Consider the following 23,053-nt stretch of genomic DNA (forward strand, 5'->3'; position numbering starts at 1 on the left):
AACGGCAGCCGCCGATGGCGACGAAAGCCGCACAGTATAAACCTCCTGTGGGTAACCGTCAGGGGGTTTTCCACACCGACTTTTCGTCCGGGTCCGCTACCGATACTTCATCAATATAAAAAAAGAAAAATATAAAGAAGTTCTGTTGTGATAGTGACTATTGGTGTGGACATTTTCTGTGGATATCTGTTTTTTCTTCAACGAAAACGGTAGCTTAAATTGTTATCGAATGGTTTGAAAAACGCTGGGAAGGCTGCTGACGAGCGCTGTTCAAGCTGTGGATGACTCCGGGGTTTATGCACAGGCCAGCGAGCGCACGACTTTTCCACCGCTGCATACGCTAACTGTCACCGCGACTCTCAACAACCGCCGATATTGGCTCGGAGGCAGAGGCGGTGCGGGCTATCGTCAGGTCGTGAAAAAAATTGTCCACAGGGGAAAGTCAGCCCTGGGGAGGATGTCGAATGACCGATTCCAGTCGTGTTGACAGGTTGCGCGGGAAAAGTGTAGCTACCGGGCCGGTGAAGGAGCGTCGCTGGAGAGGAAATGACGCAAGGCGTGGCCAGGTTGGCGACACCGTCCCTGCCATGGGCGAGAGTGTCCCGGCAGCCGAAACGGCGTCGCGTTCGAGGGTATGTCTAGTGCTTGAGCACGCGCGAGAGGAATGCCTGAGTGCGATCGTGCTGCGGTGTGTCGAAAAGCGCAGCCGGCGGGCCCTGTTCGACGATCTGGCCGTTGTGGACGAACACAACGCGATCGGCGACTTCGCGGGCGAAGCCCATCTCGTGTGTCACGATCATCATCGTCATGCCGTCATTGGCCAGTTCGCGCATGGCATCCAGCACTTCACCGATCATTTCGGGATCGAGCGCCGAGGTGGGCTCGTCGAACAGCATCAGGCGAGGTTCCATCGCCAGGGCACGCGCCAGCGCCACGCGCTGTTGCTGACCACCCGAGAGCTGGCCGGGAAACTTGTCGGCCTGATCGATGATGCCGACCCGTTCGAGCAGGCGTCTGGCGGTATCGTCGGCCTGCTGCCGCGTCCAGCCACGGACCTTGCGCGGGGCCAGCGTCACGTTGTCGCGAATCGACAGGTGGGGAAACAGATTGAACTGCTGAAACACCATGCCGACTTCGGTACGCACTGCCTGCAGCGACTTGCCGCTGGCACCGTTGGGCGAGAGCGTGTTGCCGTCGACCTCGATCCGTCCTGACTGGAACGGCTCCAGGCCGTTGACGCAGCGAATCAGCGTCGATTTGCCCGAGCCGCTGGCACCGATGATCACCACCACTTCGCCAGGGGCGACCGAGAGGTCGATATCCCGCATCACGTGCAGTTCGCCGAAATGCTTGTTGACTCGCTCCATTCGCACGATGGGCGTCGTGTCAGCCGTCTCGTCTGTCGGCCGGTTGCGTTTCACTTTGTCATTCATCCCACCAGCCCCTTGCGTTCGAGCAGACTCAGAGCCATCGACAGGCTCAGCGTGATCACCAGATAGAGCAGTGCGATCATGAAGTAGACCTCGAGTGCGGTGAACGTCTGGGCGATATAGACCTGGCCCTGACGGACCAGCTCGCCGACGCCGATCACCGAGAACAGCGAGGTGTCCTTGATGCTGACGATACCCTGATTGCCGAGTGCGGGAATCATGCGCTTGAGCGCCTGCGGCCAGACGATATAGCGGAAAGTCTGTCCTCCGGAGAGACCGAGTGACAGCCCGGCTTCGCGTTGACCGCGTTCGATCGACTGCACGCCACCGCGCACGATTTCGGAGATGTAGGCACCGGCGTTGAGCGCGATTGCGGCAATACCGGCAGTCAGGGCATTGATCGGCCCGCCGAGCAGCGACGGCAAGCCGTAGAAGATGAACAGCACCTGCACCAGTACCGGGGTGCCGCGGAAAACCTCGATATAGACGATCGCGGGATAGCGCAACCAGCGGGTCGGACTGATCCGCATGAGTCCGCAGAGAATGCCGACGACGAAGCCGATGGCGAGACCGGCGAAGGAGATCAGCAGAGTGTAGGGCAGGCCTTTGAGCAGGAAGGGCAGCGACGCGATCGCCGCCTGCCAGTCGAACTGGAAGTTGAATTCCACGCGGTATTTCCTCGACAGCGGTAGCGGGGAGCCTTGGCGACTCCACTAACCAGCGAGGCCGGAACGCTGGGTTCCGGCCTCGATTCGGACGATGGCGGTTACTTGGCGTCGGGTGCCTTGCCGAACCACTTCTCGTAGATCTCGTCGTAGGTGCCGTCTTCGTGCATGGACGCGAGGGCCTTGTTGGCCGGCTCGACCCAGTCGCTGCCCTTGGCGAAGGCAATGCCGTACTGCTGGCCTTCGTACATCGGGCCGACCACTTTCACCTTGCCCTGGCCTTTGGTCTGGGCGAAGTAACCGACGTTGGGCGCATCGTAGAAGACGGCGTCCGCACTACCGCCCATCAGGGCCATGTACATGTCGGAACTGCCTGGATACGGCGTGATTTCCGCGTTGTCCCCGAGCTTCTTCTGCAGGTAGTCGTAGCTGGTGGAGCCGATCTTGGTGGCGATCCGCTTGCCGGCGAGGTCATCGAGCGAACTCGCGTCGCTCGACGCCGGAACCAGGACACGCAAGCCCGAGTCGTAGTAAGGATCGCTGAAGTCGACGATCTTCTGGCGTTCATCGGTGATGGTGATGCCGGCGATGGCCAGATCGACGTTGCCCGTCTGCACGGCAGGAATGATGCCGTTGAAATCCATGGTCTTGAGATCGATGTCGAACCCGGCGCGGTTGGCGATCTCGTGGAGCATGTCCATGTCGAAGCCGACCATTTCACCGCTGTCCTGATCCATCATCTCGAAGGGAACGAAGCTGGGATCGGTGGCGGCGTTCAGGGTATCGTCCTGGGCGTGGGCGAGCGTGGTAGCCCCCAGCGATAGCGCCATGGCGGGAATGGCCAGCCACTGGCCGATCGTGGTGTTGTTTTTCATGGTGTTCCTCAAGTTGTTGATTGGTTTCGACAATCACCATCTACCTTGAGGAAGAGTGTTACGGAACGTCAAGTCGACCTAGGTTTTGCTCGTCGAGAGCTGCACCAGGCCGAGTATCGGATCAAGTCCCGCCGTATCGGGTCAGACCGAGATCGCGTTAGACCGAGAAGGAGGCACCGCAGCCGCAGGTGGACTGGGCGTTGGGATTCTTGATGATGAAACGTGCGCCGGCGAGCCCCTCCTCGAAGTCGACCGTCGAGCCGACCAGATATTGATAGGAGAGCGAATCGATCACCATGCTGACGCCGTCGTTATCGATGATCGTGTCGTCTTCGGCGGTCTGGTCGGCGAGATCGAACCCGTATTGAAAGCCGGAGCAGCCCCCGCCGGTCACGTAGACCCGCAGCTTGAGCGTTGCGTTGTTTTCTTCGGCGATCAGCGCCTTGACGCGCCTGGCCGCCGCGTCGGTGAAGAACATCGGCGTTGGAGCGAAGGACTCCACTGTACTCATCGTCACGCTCCCTCGAGAGGGCCGAGCCCGGTTCGACGGTGCTCGGCGGGTGAATCGGTCTGGCGGCAGCGCCGCGGATATCGACTCATTATCGGTAATACCCAGTAAAAGGGTCAACTTTGTCGGGTCCAGGGCTGCTCCGACAAGTCCGCGGAGCGGGGCCGATCGGTGTATGATGATTGCGCCGTCGTACGCTCGCACGGTACGGCAGCCTCTTGATCGATGGCGAACCGGGCGCTGCAGGATCGAATGGCTCGTTCGTCATCGCTACGCCGGGCTGCGATCGATGACAAGACGAGCGGTGAGTCGGGCAAGGAGAACGGTTTGTCGCGCGTGCCTCGGTTCGCTATGAAACGCCCCAGTCTCGAACGGTTTCGACGCCAGCTCGCGAGCGTCGATGCCATGCCGCAGCTCTGTATTCTCGGTATTCTCGCGGGCATTCTCACCGGCAGCGTCATGGTCGCGTTTCGCCTGCTGCTCAATTTTGGCGCGCTCTTCTTCATGCCGGATGCCGATCCCGAGGCGTTCGAGTCGCTGTCACCCTTTTTGAGAGCGGCACTGCCGCTTGCGGCGGTCGCGCTGATCGGCTTCTGGCTCTGGCCGCAGCCCGGCCGCGCCGCCAAGATGGGGATCAGTCACGTCATCGAGCGTCTCGCCTACCAGCAGGGGAAGATGCCGCTGCGCAACTGGGTCAATCAATGGTGGGTCGGCATCGTTTCCGTGCTCGGTGGCCTCTCGGCTGGTCGTGAGGGCCCCGCCATTCATCTGGGATCGGCCGCCTCGAGCTGGATCGGTACGCGCCTGCGTCTGCCGCACAACAGTCTGCGCGTCCTGGTTGCCTGCGGCACGGCGGCGGGCATCGCCGCGTCTTTCAATACGCCGATCGCCGGTGTCATCTTCGCCATGGAAGTGGTGATGATGGAGTACACCATCGCCGGTTTCATGCCGGTCATTTTGGCCTCGACCATGGGCGCGCTGGTGTCGTGGACCGTCTACGGTGCCGAGCCTGCCTTCAGCGTCCCGCCGCTGCATCTGGATTCGCTGATGGACCTGCCGGGGATCGTGGTCACCGCACTGGTGGTGGGGTTGCTCGCGGGTGGATTCGTGCGGCTTTCCCAGGGCCACAGTGCGGTGACTCGACTGCCGTTTGCCCTGCGTCTGGGCGTCATCGGCCTGCTGACGGCCGCAGTCGCTTGGTGGTATCCCGAGGTGCAGGGGATCGGTTACGACAGCATCGATCGCATGCTCAACGGGAGCGTGGCGCTGGATGTCCTGTTGGTGCTGGCGGTGGGCAAGCTCGCGCTGACCGCGATCTGCATCGCCGGCGGCGTGCCGGTCGGCATCATCGGTCCGATGCTGGTGTCAGGCGCGGCCGTGGGCGCGCTGATGGGGGTGATCGGCGGCTCTCTGCTGCCGAGCGTGACCACGGCGCCGGATCTTTATGCGGTGCTGGGGATGGCGGCGATGATGGCGGCCGCGCTGCAGGCGCCGCTGGCGGCGCTGCTGGCGCTGCTCGAACTGACGCGCAATACCGAGATCGTGCTCCCCGGCATGCTGGCGGTCGTGGTGGCGGTGATGACGGCCCGCCAGCTCTGCCGCTGCCAGGGATTTTTCCTCTCCAGTCTCGCGCAGCAGGGTCTGCATCCGCTGCAGCAGCCGCTAATGCAGGCGCTCTCGAGGGTCGCGGTACCGGCGGTGATGGAACGCAATCTGGTACGCACGCCGCGGGTGATCGACCAGGAGCGGGCCAAGGCGCTGCTGGACTCCAAGCCCACCTGGCTGGTGATCACTCAGGATGACAAGGAGAAGCCGCCGTTGGCGATGAAGGCCGCCCATCTGGCGCGCGTGCTCCACGACGAGGCGTGGCTTGCCGAACACGAGCAGATCGATCTCGAGGAGGTGCCGGGACAGCGCCTCGATCTCGCTCCCGTGCATCTCGAAGCCACGCTGTCCGAGGCCTACGATACACTGACCGAATCGGGCGTCGATGCGCTCTACGTCGAACACACCACGGCGCCGATGATACGGCGGATTTCCGGTATCATCACGCGAGAAGCGATCGAGAACTACTATCGGCGCAAACGCTGATGAGCGCTGTCGCAAGCGTTGATGAGCCGACACGATCGAAGAGGAGAGCACCGATGCGATATCCGACTGGCTGCCTCGTTGACCGATCGAATGGGCTGGAAAGAGCAGTGATGCTGGCGACGAGAGAATTCGTCGCGAGTGCTGATGGCGCCAGCCGCGGAGTGGCGCCATGATTCGCTATGACGATAAACCCGTTGTCATGATTCTGGCGGGTCACGATCCCAGTGGTGGCGCCGGCCTGGTCGCCGATGCCGAAGCGGTGCGCGGCTGCGGCGGCTGGCCGGTGACGGTGCCCACCGCCATGACGGTGCAATCGACGCGCGACGTCATTGACGTCGAAGCCTGTCGCGGCGATTTCATCCGTCGCGCGGCCCGGGCACTGCTCGATGATTTTCGCGTCAGTGCGATCAAGGTCGGCCTGATTCCCGATCTGGAAGTCTTGGAGGCGGTGATTGACGTGGCGCGGATGGCGCCCGGCGTGCCGCTGATCCTCGATCCGGTCGTGGCGAGCGGCGCGGGAACCGAGTTATCCACACCCGGTCTGGCCGAGACGCTCCGAAGCCGACTGCTACCGCTTGTGGATATCCTGACGCCCAATCGTCGCGAGCTGGCGCTGCTCGCCGCGGCGCCGGAGGCCGACGAGGTCACCCAGGTGGTGGAGATCATGTCGCTTGGCTGCGCTGCGGTGCTGGTTACCGGTACCGATCCGCTGGAGGGAGAAGCGGCAGCCGGTAATGTCGTGCATACCCTGCATACGCCGGAGCTCAATCGTCAGTGGCAGTGGCCGCGTCTGCCGGCCAACTATCACGGCTCCGGCTGTACGCTGGCTTCTGCGCTCGCCTCGCGGCTGGCGGCTGGCGAGGGGCTGGCCGCTGCCTGCGCCCAGGCGCAGCGGTTTACCTGGGATACGCTCGACAATGCCCTGGCGCTTGGCCAGGGGCAGTACCTGCCGGACCGCGCCTGGCGGGCGCCAGATTTCGATGCCACGCTGGAGTGATCATGGTCGCCGCTCTCGATAACCCCGCGCTGCGCGGGATCTATGCCATTACCGATAGCCACCTGCTGCCTGACGACCGAAGCCTGCTCGGCGCCTGCGAGACGGCGCTCGAAGCCGGCATTGCCCTGCTGCAATACCGCGACAAGTCTGCTGACGACGCCCTGCGCTGGCGCCAGAGCGACGCCCTGGCCGCGCTTTGCGAGCGTCATGCGGTGCCGCTGATCATCAATGACGACCTCGCGCTGGCGCAGCGGCTTCAGCAGCGGTGGGGCGCGAGCATCGGCCTTCATCTGGGGCAGGAGGATGCCAGGCTGAGCGAGGCACGCGAACGGCTGGGCGGGGCGGCGATCATCGGCGCGACCTGCTACGATTCGACCCGACTCGCGACGGCGGCGGCGCAAGCGGGGGCGAGTTATCTCGCGTTCGGACGCTTTTTCGCCTCGAAGACCAAGCCCGAGGCTTCCCCGGCGCGGCTTTCGGTGCTGTCGGAAGTGGCAACCCTGGGATTGCCGCGTGTCGCCATCGGCGGCATCGACATCGATACCGCCGGCCAGGCGCGCGCCGCCGGTGCGGAGATGCTGGCGGTGGTTCATGCCATTTTCGGCATGCCCGATATCGCCGGCGCCGTTCGTGCGCTTGCGACCGCAGTGGATGCCACTGCCGCCGTCGGCCAACGTTAATTTTGTCACTGTTTCTGCGAGAGAATACGACATGACCACTTCCGCCGAACTCTTCGAACGCGCCTGTCGCCATATTCCTGGCGGGGTCAACTCGCCGGTGCGCGCCTTCAAGGGCATGTCGCGCTCGCCGATCTTCGTCGAGCGCGCCCAGGGCGCCTACCTCTACGATGTCGAAGGGCAGCGTTACATCGACTATGTCGGTTCCTGGGGGCCGATGATCACCGGTCATGCCGATCCCGAAGTGCTGACGGCCGTGCGCGAGCGCCTCGATAGCGGCCTGTCGTTCGGCACGCCCACGGCGATCGAGACCACCATGGCCGACCTGATCTGCGAGATCATGCCGTCGATGGATATGGTGCGCATGGTCAACTCCGGCACCGAAGCGACGATGTCCGCGATTCGCTTGGCTCGCGGGTTCACCGGGCGTGACAAGATCGTCAAGTTCGAGGGCAACTACCATGGGCATTCCGACTCTCTGCTGGTCAAGGCCGGGTCGGGGGCTCTGACACACGGCGAACCGAGCTCCCCGGGCGTTCCGGCGTCGCTGGCCGAGCACACCATCACCCTTTCCTACAACGATATCGACGCCGTTCACGACTGTTTCGAGTCGATCGGCGATCAGATCGCCGGCATCATCGTCGAGCCCGTTGCGGGAAACATGAACTGCATTCCGCCGCAGCCCGGTTTTCTGAAGGCGCTGCGCGAGGTGTGTGACGCTCACGCTGCCGTGCTGATCTTCGACGAGGTAATGACCGGTTTCCGCGTGGCGCTGGGTGGCGCTCAGGCGCATTACGGCATCACCCCCGATCTCACTTGCCTCGGCAAGATCGTCGGCGGCGGCATGCCGGTCGGCGCTTTTGGCGGCAAGCGCGAGATCATGGAGCAGATATCGCCGCTGGGTCCGGTCTATCAGGCGGGCACGCTCTCCGGCAATCCGCTGGCCATGGCGGCAGGCATCACGCTGCTCGAGAAGATTCGTCAGCCTGGTTTCCACGACGCTCTCGCCACGCGGGTCGATACGCTGTGCGATGGGCTTCAGGCACGCGCCGACGCAGCCGGCGTGGAGTTGATCACGCAGCGTGCCGGTGGCATGTTCGGACTTTTCTTCACCGCGCAGCAGCGGGTCGACAACTTCGCCCAGGCGACGGCCTGCGATGCCCAGGCGTTTCGCGATTTCTTCTCGAAAATGCTCGAGAGTGGTGTCTACCTGGCGCCGTCACCGTTCGAGGCCGGTTTCATGTCGAGCGCGCACACGCATGACGACATTCAAGCGACGCTGACCGCCAGCGAGCGCGCCTTCGCTGTCCTGCGTCCATGACGATCTGGGGTTCTGTCGTCGGCGTGATGGTCGGCGACGTGTGAGAGGCCCTCGAGGCCTTGGCTGTCATCGCGTCGATTGTCAGCCATGCAACGATCGGTGACGGATCGGACAGCTATGGAACGGGCAGTTATTCAACCACTGGGAGAGAATGCATGAGCCGGACGCTGATTGAGGCGCTCAAGGAGAGCGACTGTTTCGATCACCCGATCGGCGCCGTCGACGTGTTCGAGACCCCGATCTCCTGGGTCGTGCTGACGGGCGAATACGCCTACAAGATCAAGAAGCCGCTGGATTACGGCACCTTTCTCGACTTCTCCACGCTGGAAAAGCGCCACCAGCTCTGTGAGCAGGAAGTCGCGCTCAACCGTCGCGTCGCGCCTGCGCTCTATCTCGGCTGTGTCGCGATTTCCGGTAGCGAGACGGCGCCTCGGGTCAACGATGACAGTGCGCCGATCGAGTATGCCGTCAAGATGCGGCAGTTCAGCAGCCGCCATCTGCTCAGCTCGCTTCAGGCCAGCGGGGAGCTGTCGGTCGAGCTGATCGACGACCTGATCGATCAGCTGGTTGCGCTCCACGAGTCTGCCGCACGCGTCGACGAGCAGAGCCCTTACGGTTCGCCCGAGCATATTCGACAGATGCTGGTGGAGGAGTTCGAGCTGATCGAGTCGCTACTCCAGACGCCGGCCGATCTGGCCGACCTCGAGCGCGTGAAGACCCTGAGTCTCGAGAGCTTCGCCCGGCTCGAACCGATTCTCGAAGCGCGTCGGCGCGACGGCTTCATCCGTGAAAGTCATGGTGATATTCACCTTGGTAATGCAGTGCGCTTCGAAGGGCGCGCGATTCTCTTCAACGGCATCGAGTTCAACGAGCGTCTGCGCTGGTGCGACGTCGCCTGCGAGCTCGCGTTTCTGATCATGGATCTGGAAGCTCGCGGCGAGCATGAATTCGCCCATTACGCGCTCAATCGCTATCTCGAGCTATCCGGCGACTATCCGGTCGTGCGGCTGCTCAACTTCTACAAGCGTCACCGGGCGCTGCTGCGCGCCCGTATCGAGCTGGTGAGAGACCACGACGCCGGTCTGATCGACGATCTTCCCCCGCAGGCCGAACCGATCGACGTCTTCCGCCGTTTTCTGGCGATGGCGCGCGACTACAGCGAGTTCCGTTTTCCGTATCTGATTCTCGCCGTCGGCGTTTCGGGCAGCGGCAAGAGCCGATTCACCGAGGAGATCGTGCGGCGGCTGGGTGGGGTGAGAATTCGCTCCGACGTCGAGCGCAAGCGTCTATTCGACTTCACGTCGGCGCCTGCCGATGCGCGGGAGGTCTACAGCGAGGCCGCGACCGATCAGACCTATCGCCGACTGGCGGCGCTGACGGGGAGTGTGCTGGAGGCCGGGTTACCGGTCTGTGTCGACGCGACCTGTCTGCTGCAGGAGCAGCGCAAGCGGCTGCGATTCGAGGCGGAGAAACGTGGGCTGCCGGTGTTGATGGTCAGCTTCGAGGCCGATCAATCGACGTTGCGCGCACGTATCGTCAAACGCGCAAGACGCAGCGGCGAATCATCCGAGAAGAGTCTATCGGTGCTCGAGCATCAGTTGGCGCGCTTCGAGCCGTTCGAGAGCGACGAGACGACCCATCTGGTCCACCTGGATACCACGGCGCCCGATGCCAACCTGACGCTGGCGTCATTGATCCAGGAGCGCATGCGGCTCAACTGACAGCAACATCGAACGCGACGGGAGTAGCGATTGGCGACTCCCTTCGCGATTCGATGTCGATGGCGGCATCAGCCATCGTGCCACTCACGAACCTTTCCACTGACCTCTTTTCGAGATAACGCGAGATTCAGCGCCGGCCGTTGGCGTAGCGTGACGCCATGACCGGAATGGTCCCCAGGTTCTGGCGCGCCCAGTTGGTCGCCTGAATCCGGTTATGGACGTTGATCTTGCGAAACAGGTTGTAGAGATGCGATTTCACCGTGTGTTCGCTGACAAACAGCTTCTCGGCGATCTCGGTATTGCTGGCGCCGGACACGAGCAGCGTGACGATCTCCAGTTCACGCCGGGTCAGACCGCAGACCGGGCGATAGGTGTTGACCTGCTGGCGTCGGTAGAAGTCGATCAGCATGGCCGACAGCGGCCGTGAGATCCAAAGCTCCCCATCGAGCAGCCGCAGGATGCCCTTGCAGATCAGCTCGAGATTGTCCTGACGGTAGAACACGCCCCGCAGATGGATGCCGATCAGCAGCTCCATGACCTGCTTGTTGTCGCGAACGTTGAACGCCGAGAGGATGATCGAGCCGTTCTCCTCGGCGCGGTTGTTCCAGGCGAGCAGATCCTTCTCCTGCACGTGATCGCCGTCCAGCAGGACCAGGGCACGTCGCCCCTCGCCCAGCGTGTAGCGCTCCTGCGGATTGAGCGCAAAGACGCGACAGCCGGTCTTCTGATGGATGTAATCCAGAAATAAAACGGACTGAGAATTACAATCCGTAACAAGTAAAATGTCGGTATTTTCAGTGTTCATGGTCTGATCCCTTGGAAGGATTTTAATTAGTCTTTTACATTTTTCGTCGAGATCCTCGGGTCAAATGCTTACCGCTATCCGGTGAGTGCCGGAGCTCAATCATGTTGATAAACCGCCAGGCTTGTAAATATACGGCGTCGAGATTTTCACAAAGTGACACGACTGAGACATTTAAGATTTTTGTAAGCGATAAAAATACCATATTAATCAAAGACTTTTTTGTATCATTACAAAGAAAATTGAAAAACATTGTTTCTTATCGGAGAAAAAACATTCGCGACCTTAGTCGCGTAGTACGCAACGGCTACGCTCATTCCATGAATTTCCTCATACCGATTTGGACCTATCGGTCTAATGTGTCACGCCACGTCTGGTGCCACGCCAGGCCTGCAGTGCTATACCCGTCTGGCCACCATCCGTAAAATGGGCGTTTTGTCAGGAAGCCGAACCATGAGCGAGCGTGAGGAAGCGCTGGTCATCGCCAGCGCCAACCCCGGTAAATTGGCCGAATTTCAAAGTCTTCTGGGGCCGTTGGGCTATCGCATCCAGCCTCAATCGGCGTTCGGTGTCACGGATGTCGAGGAGACGGGGCTGACCTTCGTCGAAAACGCCCTGCTCAAGGCGCGTGCCGCTTCCCGAGCCAGTGGCTTGCCGGCACTGGCCGACGATTCCGGTCTGGCAGTCGATGCGCTCGGCGGCGCCCCCGGGATCTATTCTGCGCGGTATGCCGACGGTGCCCGGCGCGACGGTTCGAAGGATCTGGCGAATAACGACAAGCTGCTGGAGGCGCTCAAGGAGGTGCCGGAGGGCGAACGAACGGCGCGCTACTGGTGCGTACTGATTTATCTGCGCCACGCCGACGATCCGGTGCCGCTGATCGTCCAGAGCGATTGGCGTGGCGACATCCTAGCCTACCCCCGCGGCGAAGGCGGGTTCGGTTATGACCCGCTGTTCTGGGTGCCCGAGTGTGGCATGAGCGCTGCCGAGCTGAGCAGCGAGGAGAAGAATCGTCTCAGCCATCGCGGCCGCGCGCTGCGCCAGATGATGGAGATGCTTCAGGAATGAGGGCGTTGCCGCCGCTGGCGCTATACATCCACGTACCCTGGTGCGTGCGCAAGTGTCCTTACTGCGACTTCAATTCCCATGGCGTAGGCCGCGGTGCCGAGCTGCCCGAGGTCGCTTACGTCGAGGCGTTGCTGGCGGATCTGGACGCTGATCTGGAAGCGGTTCAGGGACGCGAGATCGTCAGCATCTTCATCGGTGGCGGCACGCCGAGTCTGCTGTCGCCCGCGGCCTATCGGCGTCTGTTTGCCGGGCTGCGTGAACGTCTGCGCTTTGCGGCGGGAATCGAGATCACGCTGGAAGCCAATCCGGGGACGGTGGAGCAGCAGCGCTTCGAAGGTTTCCGGGAAGCGGGAATCAACCGTCTTTCCCTCGGCGTTCAGAGCTTTCACGCAGCTCAGCTCGAAGCGCTCGGCCGTATCCATTCCGGCGATGAGGCGGCGCGCGCGATGACGAGCGCGCGGGCGGCGGGGTTCGACAACGTCAATCTGGATCTGATGCATGGTCTGCCCGGGCAGACGCTCGAGACGGCGTTGGCCGATATCGATCAGGCGCTGGCGCTAGAGCCGACGCATCTCTCTTGGTATCAGCTGACGCTCGAGCCGAATACCGAGTTTTTTTCTCATCCGCCGACGCTGCCTGACGAAGAGCACCTGTGGGACATTCAGGATGCGGGGCACGAACGGATCGAAGCCGCTGGACTGTCGCGCTACGAGATTTCCGCCTATGCCCGTGGTGGAAAGCGGGCGCGGCACAATCTCAATTACTGGCAGTTCGGGGATTATCTCGGTATCGGCGCAGGGGCGCACGGCAAGCTGACGCGGCGTGACGGAGCTGGTGGTCTCAGGCTCGAACGCCGCTGGAAAGTCCGCCAGCCGGATGCCTATCTCCGTCGCAGTCGTGACCCGCGGGGATTCGTGGCCGGATCGCGCGAGATCGATGCCGATACGCTGCCCCTGGAGTTCTTGATGAACGCCTTGCGCCTGGTCGAGGGAGTCGATGCCGGCTGCTGGCAAAACCATACCGGCCGCGCGTTGTCTGAACTCTCGCCGCGCCTTGCCGTCGCGCGCGAGCGAGGTCTTCTGGAAGCATCGGAGGCTCGATTGCAGGCGACGCCGCAGGGGTTGCTATTCTTGAATGACCTGCTGGCGCTGTTCGACACGTCGCGGTAACGATATCGCGGCTCGGCAGTGATCTCCGGTATGGCGATTAGGACGTTAGATAGGGAGTTTTGGAAGCATGAAGAGCAACGGTGTGACGAAAGACGTGAAAACGCGCAGCAATCTCTGGCTGGCCATGCCGGTGGCGCTCGCCGTCGGTGTGACGGGCTGCGCTTCCAGCGGTGGTGAAAATACCTCTCAGCAGGGCGGCGGCAATACCAAGACGTGGAGCGGAGCCGGTATCGGTGCAGTCGCCGGCGCAGTCGCCGGGGCCTTGACCGGGGACGGTGGCAGCAGCACCCGCGATCGTGCACTGATCGGTGCCGCCGCCGGTGCCGCGATCGGCGGTGGCGTGGGCGCCTACATGGACAAGCAGGAGAAGGAGCTGCGCAATCGCCTCGATGGCACCGGCATCGGCGTCGAGCGTGATGGCAACAATCTGATTCTCAACATGCCCAGCAGCGTGACCTTCGACATCGATTCCAGCGACCTGCAGACGCCGGCGCGCCAGGCGCTCAATGACGTCAACGCCGTACTGCGAGCCTATCCAGAGACGCGCATCAACGTTGCGGGTTACACCGACAGCACGGGTAGCGACAGCTATAACCAGAAGCTTTCCGAGCGCCGCGCGAGCGCCGTTGCGACCTATCTCGAACAGGGCGGCGTGGAGTCGACCCGGATCAACGCCATCGGCTATGGCGAGAGCAACCCGGTCGCGAGCAACGACACCGACGCCGGTCGTGCCCAGAATCGCCGTGTCGAGATCACGCTGACCCCCACGCAGCAATCCTGATCGATTTCAGCAGGGTGCCAGTCACGCGGGCGTATCCGACGGGATGCGCCCGTTTTCGATGCTAGTCCGTCTTCTTGCCGCTCCCTCGCTCGGGGGCTATCGCTCAAAGGATTCTTGCGCCGTCATGCTTGCCTATCAGCACGCCTATCACGCCGGCAACTTCGCCGATGTACACAAGCACCTGGGGCTTTCGTGTCTCGTCGAGGCATTGATGCGCAAGCCGTCAGCCATCAGTTTCGTCGATACCCACGCCGGGCGCGGCGTCTACCCGTTGGATGCACCGGAAACGCAGAAACTCGGGGAGTTCCATCAGGGCGTGGCGCGTCTCTGGGAACGACGGAGCAGGCTTGAACCCGATTCGGCACTGGCCGCGTGGGTGGCGCGACTCGCCACACTGCAGAAGAGCGACCGGCTCTCGCGCTATCCCGGCTCGCCCTGGTGGATTGGCGCGTCGCTGCGCGAACAGGATCGGCTGACGCTCTTCGAGCTTCACCCCGGCGAGCATCGCCATCTGGCCGATCAGACGCTGCCGGCTGACGGCCGAATTCAGCGTCGCCACGCCGATGGGCTCGAGGGATTGGCTCGACTCGTTCCGGTCTCGACACCGAGACTCTGCGTGTTGATAGACCCGAGCTACGAGCGCAAGGCGGAGTATGAGGAGGTCGTCAAGACGCTCAAGCAAGTGGCGCACAAGGTGCGCCATGCGGTGGTCGTGATCTGGTATCCGCTGCTACCGGCCGGGCGTCATCTCTCGATGCTGGACGCACTGCGCGACGCGGGCATCCCCAAACTGTGGCGCAGCGAGCTCAAGATTCGCGAACCCGATGCCACGCACGGCATGTACGGCAGTGGCCTTTTGGTGCTCAATCCGCCCTGGCAGCTCGACCAAACCCTGGACTCGACTTTCTCGACGCTGGCGCCGATGCTTGCGGCCAACGCCAGCCACCAGAGCGAATGGTGGACGGGAGAAACGTGACGGCGGCGTTCAACGCCGCCATCCTGTTTTTCTCGCAGCTGCTGTCTACCGCGCCCCGAAACCGGCGCAGTCGAAGCTCGCAGCTCGTACGGGGCCGTCAGACCAGATGCGTGGTGGGATTGACCGGGCTTTCGGTCGCCTCCGGCTCCTCGCCCTGAATCGCAGCGATGAACTCTTCTCCCCAGCGACGGATGTCGTTGTAGCTGACGATATCGTTCAACTGACGCAGCCGCGCCTCGGCTTCGGCACGCGGCAGGTTGAGACCCAGATAGCAGGTGCGCGCCAAGTCGTGCAGGTCGTGCGGATTGGTCAGGATCGCGCCCTTGAGCTCGGCGGCGGCGCCGGTGAATTCGGACAGCACCAGTACGCCGCAGCCCTGGGTCATGCCCTGAGTCGCCGCGAACTCCTTGGCGACCAGGTTCAGGCCGTCGCGCAGCGGGGTTATCCACATGACGTCGGCCATCGCGTACCAGGCGACCACCTCTTCGAACGGGAAGCCGCGGAAGTAGAACTGCACCGGCGTCCAGCCGACGTCGGCGAAACGGCCATTGATATGCCCGATGGTCTGTTCGATCTGGGTCTGCAGCTCGTTGTAGATCGTCATCTCGCGAGCCGCCGGGACGCAGATGCTGACCAGCGTGACCTTGCCGCGCAGCTCCGGGTTCTCGTCGAGCAGCAGCTCGTAGGCCTGCAGTTTTTCCAGAATACCCTTGGTGTAGTCGAGGCGCTCCACCGAGAGGATCAGCTTGACCCCGGCGAACTCCTCGCGCAGTTCGGCCATCCGCGAATCGGCGCCTTCCTGGGCCAGCGCGTTCTTGATCCGGTTGAGGTCGAGGCCGACAGGATGCGCGCCCATGCGCACCACGCGCGAGCCGGTATCGACCGCCGTGGTCATGCTTTCCAGCCCGACCGCGCAGCCGTAGGTCAGAAAGCGCGGCGCGCAGCTCTGCTGGGCCAGCGTGGTCAGCGGCACGACGCCGCGGGCGACGTCGACGAAGTTCTCGACCTGACGCGGAATGTGAAAACCGACGTAGTCACACTGCAGCAGACTGCCGATGATCTCGCGGCGCCACGGCAATACGTTGAAGACGTCCGCCGACGGGAAGTAGGTGTGGTGGAAAAAGGCGATTCGCAGGTCCGGACGCATCTCTCGCAGGTAGGCCGGCACCATCCACAGGTTGTAGTCGTGGATCCAGACCAGCGCGCCCTCGGCGGCCTCCTCGGCCGTGCGCTCGGCAAAGGCGCGGTTGACCTCGCAGTAGACTTCCCAGTCCTCCTCGCGGAAGACGGCGCGTTCCCAGAAGGTGTGCAGGGTGGGCCAGAACGCTTCCTTGGAGAAGCGCTTGTAGAAGGTGTCGACCTGAAACTTGGTCAGCGGTACGCGCGCAGCGGTCAACAGCGGGTACTGCTTGGCATCGACGCTGGTGTGCGTCTCGAAGGGCTCGGGATCATCCTCTTCATGAATCGACCAGGCGATCCACGAGCCTCGCTGGTCGGCGAAGAAGCTCAGCAGTGTCGGAATGATGCCGTTGGGTGAGGTGGGGCGCCGACGCTGGATCTTGCCGTCGACACGATACTCCTCGTAAGGCAGACGGTGATAGACCATGACCAGCTCGGCCTTGCCGGTCTGCGTCTCGTCGCGGCGATGCTCCGCCGCCACGCCATGCGCCCCGAGAAAGCCGAAATGCGCGAAGGCCTCGATGATCCCGGCGCAGCCCGCTTCGGTGGCGTGCATCACGCGAGTCTGCCCTTGCGTCTGCTCGAGCAGCTCGGGTTCCGAACCGCCGACACAGACCGACTTGAAACCGGCGGTCAGCATGGCGAGATCGTTCATGGTATCGCCGGCGACGAGCACTTCTTCGTTGTCGATACCCAGCCAGTCGATCAGCTTCTTGAGACTCGAGCCCTTGTTGACGCCCTTGGGGAGAAAGTCCAGATAGCGGCCGGCGGAGTAGAGCATTTCGCAGTCGAGCTCTTCGGCCAGCCCCGCCAGCGCCTGGTCGCCGGCGCGCTCCGGCGGGCAGTAGTAGGAGCAGCGACGCAGCTGGGGCTCATCCTGTCGGACGATATCGGGAAAGCGCTCCATGGCGCTGGCGATGCGCGACTCGCCCGGCCAGCGCTGATCGATCTCGTTCTGCAGCGGTTGGATCGGCTGCAGGTCATCACCGGTGTAGAGGCTGGCACCGACGTCGGCAACGATATAGTCGGGCTGCGGCAGTGTCGGATCGGAAAGCAGCGGCAGAATCGCCTCCAGGCTGCGCCCGCTGATATAGGCAAGCTGGATGTCGGGATGGGCGGCGATGGTCTGGTAAAGACTCAGGCGCGCGTCGGGGTCGCCGCCAAGAAAGGTTCCGTCGAGATCGGTTGCGAGTAACATCGTTTTCCTCCTGCCCGGTCATCGTGGCCGGGTCGATTTCCCTGCGTGAGCCGCACTGGTGCGTTGTCGAATCGATCAGGCCTTGCCGGCCATCTCGACGATCCGCTGGCGTTCGTGCTCTTCGTAGAAGCTGGGGTCGGCGAACAGATCCTTCTGCACGTCGTCGTACATCATCTCCAGTGCCTGGCTACTGGTTGGCGTCATGGGTTCGAAATGGGCGGTGTCGCCGCTAACCAGCGTCGAGACGCGGCGACGGCGGTAGATGGCATAGACCGCAAGCAGCGCCAGCACCGCGGCGATGTAGAGCGGCAATCCCTGATCGCCGACGCCATGCATGATCGCACCGGCGAGAATCGGTGCCACTGCGCTGCCGGCGCCCTGTACCACCAGCATGTCGGCGGAGCCGGACACGATCTCATCGGGACTCAGCTGATCGATCAACTGTGCCACGGCGATCGGGTAGATAGAAAAGGATAGTCCGCCCCACAGAAAATACAGACCGAGAAGCGCGCTCTGGTTGGGGGCGAACGGCATCGCCGCCGCCGCGAGGGCGGCCAGAATCACTACGTAAGTCATCACTCTGGGGCGATCGTGCTTGTCGGAAAAACGCCCGATGGGAATCTGCAGCAGGGCGCCACCGAGGATTGCGCAACTCATCACCACCCCGACGCCCGCGACGTCGAAGCCGACACTGCGCGCATAGACCGGTGTGAGTGTCCAGAACGCGCCCATGGCCAGCCCGGACATTGCCGAGGCGGCGACGGCCAGCGGCGCGAAGCTCAAGAGCGCCTTGAGGCTACTTTTGGGGCGATCGGCGATGACCGGCTGTGCACGCCGCGTCATGGTGATAGGTAACAACGCCCAGCAGATCAGGATCGAGGTCAGCGCGAAGAGCAGAAAGCCTTCCGGCGAGTCGAGACGCAGGATCTGCTGGGCGATCGCCAGCGACCCCAGATTGACCACCATGTAGATGGCAAACACACGCCCCCGCTGATGGCTGGCCGCCTGGCTGTTGAGCCAGCTCTCGATCACGGTCATCAGCGTGATGAACGAAAGCCCGTAGAGGACACGCAGCGCCAGCCATACCCAGGGGTTGATGAAAATCAGGTGCAGTAGTGCCGATGACGCACAGAGACCGGCGCAGAACGCGAAGGTGCGGATGTGGCCCATGCGCCGAATCAGGCGGCCACTGATCCAGGTGCCGCAGATGAAACCGACGAAGTAACCCGACATGATCAGACCGATCAACGTCGTGGAAAATCCCTCGTCGGCGCCGCGCAGTGTCAGCAGGGTATTGATCAGACCATTGCCGAGCAGCAGCAGTGCAACGCTACCCAGCAGGGCTCGAATGGGTCGCAGCAACGACCACATGGCGCTCTCCTTGTCATCGCATTCGGAAAGTCCCTACCGGCGTGACGCGAAACCGATAGGCGGCTTTCTCGATTCATCCATGCAGTAAGCGTGCCGTCGTGGTGGAATTGTCGGGAAATCGCCGTATTTATAAGAGTATATTATCGTTAGTCGGCATCAGAAATATTACAGGTTATCGAACAATTTGCACCTTTGAAGTGCATCGGCTTTAGCGTAGCAGGCCAAACGTGGCTCAGGGCACGCGATGGGTCCATTTGGCGCTGGCGAATTTTTCCCTGGCCAGGCGCTCGGCGGCTGCCATTTCGGCATCGGTGATCGTGTCCGGCTTGAGCGTGAAACGAGCGGCGAAGGAGTCGATCATGCGCTGGATGATCGTCTCTCGATCCAGACCGGTCTGACGCTTGAGCGGGTCGACGCGCTTGCCGGCGCTGGTGGTGCCCTTGTCCGAGAGCTTTTCCCGACCGATTCGCAGCACTCGCGTCAGTTTGTCGGCGTCGATGTCGTAGGCCATCGTCACATGATGCAGCACGGCGCCATTGATGCGCTTCTGCGCTGCACCGGCAATCTTGCCGCCGGGAGAGGTAATGTCGTTGATCGGCACGTACCAGGCGTTGATGCCCATATCGCCAAGCGCCTGAATCACCCAGTCATCGAGGAAGGCGTAGCTTTCGACGAACGAAAGTCCCTGCACCAGTGTCTCCGGCACGATCAGCGACCAAGTGATGGTATTGCCCGGCTCGACGAACATCGCACCGCCGCCGCTGATGCGCCTGACCACCTCGATATTCTCGGCCGCTGCCGCTTCGCTATCGACTTCATTGGCCAGTGACTGGAAGACCCCGATGATGATGGCCGAGCGCTCCCATTCCCACACGCGCAGCGTCGGTCCACGCCGTCCGGCCGCAACTTCTCGCGTCAGTATTTCGTCGAGTGCCATGTGCAGTGCGGGTGATTCCGGCGGCCGATGAATCAGACCAAAGCGATGCTCGCGCCAGTCCGACGCCCGGGCGAGCGCTCGGCGGACCACGGTCGCTATCGCGGGGACGGAAAGACCGATCATCTCGGTGCCGGCCGGCAGAGCGCGCTGAATGCGCTCGATCAGAACGCTGGCGTCACTGGTGACAGGGGCGCCGATCAGCGCTTCGTTGATTGCCTCGAGCGCCTCTTCCGGTTCCAGAAAGAAATCGCCCGACAGCATGGCCGAAACGAGCTGGCCGTCTCGCACTCCGAGATCGGCCACCACCAGCTTGCCACCTGGCACCTTGTACTCGCCGTGGCATCTCGTCTCATCCTGGTGCGAACGTTCGACCATCGTCTAACCTCATCGGGGTGGCAGGGAGTTGCCGCCAGTATAGCCGGCATCGCCGGACTCTCATCGACAACCGCAAGGAGGCAGCATGACGATTGGCATTTGTACCTGGACGCTGGGGATCGACGAGCTCGACCCGCTGATGGCGAAGATCGCCTCGCTTGAACTGGACGCTGTGCAGTACTGCGAGCCTGTCGATCGGCATAGCGCCGAGGCGGTCGCCGCCAGCGCAGCCAGTCACGGACTTTCGCTGATTGCCGTCGACCCTTTCGACCACGCGCCGCACGACAGTGAGGAGGCGACGGCCGAGAACGCGGTCGCGTTCTATCGCAAGGTCATCGATTTCGCGGCCGATCTCGGCGGCGTGCCGGCAACGATCCACGGCCTGACCGACTGGACCGGCAACTGCGATAGCCGCGAGGCTGCCTGGGAGATGATCGTCGAGTGCGGCAAGCAGTTGGCGGCGCACGCCGAAGCTCGGGGTATCGAGCTGCTGATCGAACCTTGCAACCGCTATGAAATTCCGCTGCTTCACACGGCAGCTGACGCCGAGCGCTGGATCGCCGATATCGGCAGCGATCGGGTTCGCCCGCTTCTCGACAGCTTCCATATGCATATCGAGGAGAAGGACCCCTACGCCACGCTCGAACGCTTCGCCGAGCGCAGCGCGATCTATCACATCTCGGACTCCAATCGGGGCGGCATCGGCGAGGGGCGTGTCGACTTCATCAATCAGCACGATGCGCTCAAGCGCGGGGGCTTCAGCGGGCCGGTCGCGGTCGAACTGGTGTTGCCGCACCTTGCGCCGACCGGGCTGCCACGCAACGCCGAAGAACAGGCGATGCTCGACGACCAGATCCGTCACAGCGCCCGCGTCTGGCGCCTGCTCGACGAGCGCCGAATCGGTTGATGCCCTTCACCGCTTCCCATCGGAGGCGGTGAACGCTTCCACGCTCGATGGCCCGTCGGTGTTCCGTTGTCGCTGCCTGGCGCGGCATTAACGCCAGGGCAGCTTGCCGGCCTCGACCAGCGCCTCCCGTCGCGTCACGCCGATATCGGCAAGCTGTTCGGCATTCAGCCGAGCCAGCTGGCGCCGGGTGCGTAGACGCTGCCACCAGCCGAGCCTCTGTGGCGGCGCGACGAGCATCGTCGAAGCCTGTCTTCGGCCGAAGGCGGGTGTCGAATCTGCCAGGCTGGGCGGGGTGGACGTGAGGTAGACGGTACTCATGGCGGCACTCTCCTGCGGTATCGGTCACTCGGGCTCTGGATGAGTGAGTCAGGCTACGCCGGAGCCGCATCGCCACACAGATTCAGAAAGCGTCGAATTCAGGAATACAGATGAGGGATAACAGCATCTGTATGGCGGATTCTGTCGACATCTGTATCGTGAATCCGAAAACCATGGCATACACAATGGTGCGATCGCCCGCCCTGGAGAGCGCTTCATGCACCGCTACGAGAAACTGGCCGATCATCTGCGCGAACGCATCCAGGCCGGGTACTACCGTCCGGAGGATCGTCTACCTTCGGTGCGCTCGCTGGCCAAGGCGCATGGCGTCAGTCTGTCCACGGTGCAGCAGGCGTATCACCAGCTCGAGGATGCCCAGCTGATCCTGGCGCGGCCCAAATCGGGCTACTTCGTCGCGCCAACTCGCGAGCGGCCGCGACCGCCGCCGGTCGGACGCACGGCCCAGCGTCCGGTGGAGGTCTCGCACTGGGATCAGGTTCGTGAGGGCACCTGCGTGCTGCCGGATACGCGGCTCTTCCATCTCGGCCGCGGCATGCCGGACATCGAGGCGCCGACGCTCAAGCCGCTGATGCGCGCGCTCTCCCGCGTCAGCCGTCGCCAGGATCTGATCGGACTCAACTACGACACGCTCTACGGGCGTCCCGAACTGCGCGAGGAGATCGCCAGGCTGTCGGCCGGCCATGGTTGTCGCCTGCATCCCAACGACATCGTGATCACGACCGGCTGTCACGAGGCGATCTCGATCGCCATGCGCGCGGTGTGCGAGCCCGGCGGCATCATCGCGGTCGACTCGCCGAGCTTCTATGGGGCGCTGCAGTCGATACGCGCCTATGGCATGAAGGCGATGGAGATCCCCACCGACCCGGAAACCGGCATCAGCCTGGAGGCGCTGGAACTGGCGCTGGAGCAGTGGCCGATCCGGGCCATTCAGATCACGGCGACCTGCAACAACCCGCTTGGCTATACGCTCTCGGTCGAGCGCAAGCGGGCGCTCTACGCGTTGGCCAGACGTTTCGATGTCGCGATCATCGAAGACGATGTCTACGGCGATCTTGCCTACGCCTTCCCGCGACCGGTGACGGTCAAGTCGTTCGACGAAGACGGTCGCGTGCTGCTATGCAGCTCGTTCTCCAAGACCCTGGCGCCGGGACTTCGGCTGGGCTGGATGGCGCCGGGCCGCTATCTCGAACGCGCGCTGCACATGAAGTACGTGGGCACGGGTTCGACCGCGACCCAGGGGCAGATGGCGGTGGCGGAGTTCATCCGCGAAGGACATTTCGAGCCACATCTGCGGCGGATGCGGGCGCAATATCAGAGAAACCGTAACGCCATGCTCGACCTGATCGCCGAAGTGTTTCCCGGCTCGACGCGGGTCAGCTATCCGGAGGGCGGCTTTCTGCTGTGGCTCGAGTGCGACGCCGAGGTCGACACCGTCGCCCTCAACGGGGAATTGATGTCGGAAGGCATCCGTATTGCACCCGGCATCATGTTCTCGGCGACCGGCAAATATCGCAACTGCCTGCGGATCAACTACACGGTGTTCGATGAACCGACTCGGCGAGCGATGAGGCGGGTCGGGGAGCGGGTTCACGAGCTATCCGGGCAGGTTTCCCGTGAAGCGAGCGCCGTCCGCGAGGCGGAATCGGCTCAATAAATGAGCCGAATG

Annotated in this window: 20 protein-coding genes; 11 read left to right on the top strand and 9 right to left on the bottom strand. The window is 62.7% G+C overall.

Translation table 11 applies throughout. The annotated features are described in order from the left end of the window. Nucleotides 1-638: 638 nt before the first annotated feature. The 4 genes from IE125_RS05245 to erpA all read right to left on the bottom strand — a co-directional run bounded on the left by IE125_RS05245 (nt 639) and on the right by erpA (nt 3,481). Nucleotides 639-1,433 carry an amino acid ABC transporter ATP-binding protein gene (locus tag IE125_RS05245; protein WP_308430118.1) on the bottom strand — a complete coding sequence of 265 codons (795 nt, stop codon included), beginning with the start codon at nt 1,431-1,433 and terminating at the stop codon, nt 639-641. Then, complete coding sequence (locus IE125_RS05250) at nt 1,430-2,098, bottom strand: amino acid ABC transporter permease (protein ID WP_189443578.1); 669 nt, start codon at nt 2,096-2,098, stop codon at nt 1,430-1,432. Before IE125_RS05250 ends, IE125_RS05245 begins: the two co-directional genes overlap by 4 nt. A gap of 98 nt (nt 2,099-2,196) precedes the next feature. After that, nucleotides 2,197-2,970 carry a transporter substrate-binding domain-containing protein gene (locus tag IE125_RS05255; RefSeq protein ID WP_189443579.1) on the bottom strand — a complete coding sequence of 258 codons (774 nt, stop codon included), beginning with the start codon at nt 2,968-2,970 and terminating at the stop codon, nt 2,197-2,199. Nucleotides 2,971-3,127: 157 nt separating this feature from the next. Next, nucleotides 3,128-3,481, bottom strand: coding sequence for an iron-sulfur cluster insertion protein ErpA (gene erpA, locus IE125_RS05260; protein WP_189443580.1), 354 nt, complete (start codon nt 3,479-3,481; stop codon nt 3,128-3,130). A gap of 333 nt (nt 3,482-3,814) precedes the next feature. Between erpA and IE125_RS05265 the strand changes: the two genes are divergently transcribed. The 5 genes from IE125_RS05265 (at nt 3,815) to IE125_RS05285 (ending at nt 10,285) form a co-directional block, all read left to right on the top strand. Further along, nucleotides 3,815-5,569, top strand: a complete 1,755-nt coding sequence (locus IE125_RS05265; protein WP_373297375.1) for a chloride channel protein — start codon at nt 3,815-3,817, stop codon at nt 5,567-5,569. 169 nt (nt 5,570-5,738) lie between these two features. Further along, complete coding sequence (gene thiD / locus IE125_RS05270) at nt 5,739-6,566, top strand: bifunctional hydroxymethylpyrimidine kinase/phosphomethylpyrimidine kinase (protein WP_189443581.1); 828 nt, start codon at nt 5,739-5,741, stop codon at nt 6,564-6,566. Nucleotides 6,567-6,568: 2 nt separating this feature from the next. Further along, nucleotides 6,569-7,246: a thiamine phosphate synthase gene (thiE, locus tag IE125_RS05275; RefSeq protein ID WP_189443582.1), complete on the top strand. Its 678-nt coding sequence runs from the start codon at nt 6,569-6,571 to the stop codon at nt 7,244-7,246. A 31-nt stretch (nt 7,247-7,277) separates the two neighbouring features. Beyond that, nucleotides 7,278-8,564: a glutamate-1-semialdehyde 2,1-aminomutase gene (hemL, locus tag IE125_RS05280; RefSeq protein WP_189443583.1), complete on the top strand. Its 1,287-nt coding sequence runs from the start codon at nt 7,278-7,280 to the stop codon at nt 8,562-8,564. Between the two features lie 155 nt (nt 8,565-8,719). After that, a complete protein-coding gene (locus tag IE125_RS05285) occupies nt 8,720-10,285 on the top strand; it encodes a bifunctional aminoglycoside phosphotransferase/ATP-binding protein (protein WP_189443584.1) in 1,566 nt (521 codons plus the stop codon). Between the two features lie 127 nt (nt 10,286-10,412). On the opposite strand, the gene IE125_RS05290 is transcribed toward IE125_RS05285, so the two are convergent. Beyond that, on the bottom strand, nt 10,413-11,090 hold the full coding sequence (locus tag IE125_RS05290; RefSeq protein WP_189443585.1) for a LuxR C-terminal-related transcriptional regulator: 678 nt from the start codon (nt 11,088-11,090) through the stop codon (nt 10,413-10,415). Between the two features lie 450 nt (nt 11,091-11,540). Here IE125_RS05290 and rdgB point away from each other — a divergent pair, with 450 nt between their 5' ends. The 4 genes from rdgB to IE125_RS05310 all read left to right on the top strand — a co-directional run bounded on the left by rdgB (nt 11,541) and on the right by IE125_RS05310 (nt 15,081). After that, nucleotides 11,541-12,155, top strand: a complete 615-nt coding sequence (rdgB, locus tag IE125_RS05295) for an RdgB/HAM1 family non-canonical purine NTP pyrophosphatase (protein ID WP_189443586.1) — start codon at nt 11,541-11,543, stop codon at nt 12,153-12,155. Beyond that, a complete protein-coding gene (gene hemW / locus IE125_RS05300; protein WP_189443587.1) occupies nt 12,152-13,324 on the top strand; it encodes a radical SAM family heme chaperone HemW in 1,173 nt (390 codons plus the stop codon). Before rdgB ends, hemW begins: the two co-directional genes overlap by 4 nt. 67 nt (nt 13,325-13,391) lie before the next feature. After that, a complete protein-coding gene (locus IE125_RS19355) occupies nt 13,392-14,105 on the top strand; it encodes a YiaD family glycine zipper/OmpA-like lipoprotein (RefSeq protein WP_189443588.1) in 714 nt (237 codons plus the stop codon). A 124-nt stretch (nt 14,106-14,229) separates the two neighbouring features. Beyond that, nucleotides 14,230-15,081, top strand: a complete 852-nt coding sequence (locus tag IE125_RS05310) for a 23S rRNA (adenine(2030)-N(6))-methyltransferase RlmJ (RefSeq protein ID WP_189443589.1) — start codon at nt 14,230-14,232, stop codon at nt 15,079-15,081. Between the two features lie 97 nt (nt 15,082-15,178). Here the strand turns inward: IE125_RS05310 and ggpS are convergent, their stop codons facing one another. The 3 genes from ggpS to lplAB all read right to left on the bottom strand — a co-directional run bounded on the left by ggpS (nt 15,179) and on the right by lplAB (nt 20,141). Beyond that, the gene (gene ggpS, locus IE125_RS05315; RefSeq protein WP_189443590.1) at nt 15,179-17,458 is read right to left on the bottom strand and encodes a glucosylglycerol-phosphate synthase; all 2,280 of its coding nucleotides are present in this window, start codon (nt 17,456-17,458) and stop codon (nt 15,179-15,181) included. A 75-nt stretch (nt 17,459-17,533) separates the two neighbouring features. Then, complete coding sequence (locus IE125_RS05320) at nt 17,534-18,829, bottom strand: MFS transporter (protein WP_189443591.1); 1,296 nt, start codon at nt 18,827-18,829, stop codon at nt 17,534-17,536. Nucleotides 18,830-19,061: 232 nt separating this feature from the next. Continuing rightward, nucleotides 19,062-20,141, bottom strand: a complete 1,080-nt coding sequence (gene lplAB / locus IE125_RS05325; protein WP_189443592.1) for a lipoate-protein ligase LplAB — start codon at nt 20,139-20,141, stop codon at nt 19,062-19,064. Nucleotides 20,142-20,226: 85 nt separating this feature from the next. On the opposite strand from lplAB, the gene IE125_RS05330 reads away from it, so the two are divergent. Next, a complete protein-coding gene (locus IE125_RS05330) occupies nt 20,227-21,048 on the top strand; it encodes a sugar phosphate isomerase/epimerase family protein (protein ID WP_189443593.1) in 822 nt (273 codons plus the stop codon). A gap of 87 nt (nt 21,049-21,135) precedes the next feature. Here the strand turns inward: IE125_RS05330 and IE125_RS05335 are convergent, their stop codons facing one another. Further along, nucleotides 21,136-21,366 carry a DUF1127 domain-containing protein gene (locus IE125_RS05335; RefSeq protein WP_189443594.1) on the bottom strand — a complete coding sequence of 77 codons (231 nt, stop codon included), beginning with the start codon at nt 21,364-21,366 and terminating at the stop codon, nt 21,136-21,138. Between the two features lie 217 nt (nt 21,367-21,583). Here IE125_RS05335 and IE125_RS05340 point away from each other — a divergent pair, with 217 nt between their 5' ends. Further along, nucleotides 21,584-23,041: an aminotransferase-like domain-containing protein gene (locus tag IE125_RS05340; RefSeq protein ID WP_189443595.1), complete on the top strand. Its 1,458-nt coding sequence runs from the start codon at nt 21,584-21,586 to the stop codon at nt 23,039-23,041. Nucleotides 23,042-23,053 lie beyond the last annotated feature (12 nt).

Origin of the sequence: Salinicola rhizosphaerae, from assembly GCF_014652715.1 — a bacterium.
Lineage (GTDB): Bacteria > Pseudomonadota > Gammaproteobacteria > Pseudomonadales > Halomonadaceae > Salinicola > Salinicola rhizosphaerae.

Bases quoted from the DNA above. Each gene is read 5' to 3' on its own strand.
- ggpS (WP_189443590.1), bottom strand. From the start codon at position 17,458: ATGTTACTCGCAACCGATCTCGACGGAACCTTTCTTGGCGGCGACCCC.
- IE125_RS05330 (WP_189443593.1), top strand. From the start codon at position 20,227: ATGACGATTGGCATTTGTACCTGGACGCTGGGGATCGACGAGCTCGAC.
- IE125_RS05245 (WP_308430118.1), bottom strand. From the start codon at position 1,433: ATGAATGACAAAGTGAAACGCAACCGGCCGACAGACGAGACGGCTGAC.
- IE125_RS05340 (WP_189443595.1), top strand. From the start codon at position 21,584: ATGCACCGCTACGAGAAACTGGCCGATCATCTGCGCGAACGCATCCAG.
- IE125_RS05290 (WP_189443585.1), bottom strand. From the start codon at position 11,090: ATGAACACTGAAAATACCGACATTTTACTTGTTACGGATTGTAATTCT.
- IE125_RS19355 (WP_189443588.1), top strand. From the start codon at position 13,392: ATGAAGAGCAACGGTGTGACGAAAGACGTGAAAACGCGCAGCAATCTC.
- lplAB (WP_189443592.1), bottom strand. From the start codon at position 20,141: ATGGTCGAACGTTCGCACCAGGATGAGACGAGATGCCACGGCGAGTAC.
- hemL (WP_189443583.1), top strand. From the start codon at position 7,278: ATGACCACTTCCGCCGAACTCTTCGAACGCGCCTGTCGCCATATTCCT.
- thiD (WP_189443581.1), top strand. From the start codon at position 5,739: ATGATTCGCTATGACGATAAACCCGTTGTCATGATTCTGGCGGGTCAC.
- hemW (WP_189443587.1), top strand. From the start codon at position 12,152: ATGAGGGCGTTGCCGCCGCTGGCGCTATACATCCACGTACCCTGGTGC.
- erpA (WP_189443580.1), bottom strand. From the start codon at position 3,481: ATGAGTACAGTGGAGTCCTTCGCTCCAACGCCGATGTTCTTCACCGAC.
- IE125_RS05320 (WP_189443591.1), bottom strand. From the start codon at position 18,829: ATGTGGTCGTTGCTGCGACCCATTCGAGCCCTGCTGGGTAGCGTTGCA.
- IE125_RS05255 (WP_189443579.1), bottom strand. From the start codon at position 2,970: ATGAAAAACAACACCACGATCGGCCAGTGGCTGGCCATTCCCGCCATG.
- rdgB (WP_189443586.1), top strand. From the start codon at position 11,541: ATGAGCGAGCGTGAGGAAGCGCTGGTCATCGCCAGCGCCAACCCCGGT.
- thiE (WP_189443582.1), top strand. From the start codon at position 6,569: ATGGTCGCCGCTCTCGATAACCCCGCGCTGCGCGGGATCTATGCCATT.
- IE125_RS05310 (WP_189443589.1), top strand. From the start codon at position 14,230: ATGCTTGCCTATCAGCACGCCTATCACGCCGGCAACTTCGCCGATGTA.
- IE125_RS05285 (WP_189443584.1), top strand. From the start codon at position 8,720: ATGAGCCGGACGCTGATTGAGGCGCTCAAGGAGAGCGACTGTTTCGAT.
- IE125_RS05335 (WP_189443594.1), bottom strand. From the start codon at position 21,366: ATGAGTACCGTCTACCTCACGTCCACCCCGCCCAGCCTGGCAGATTCG.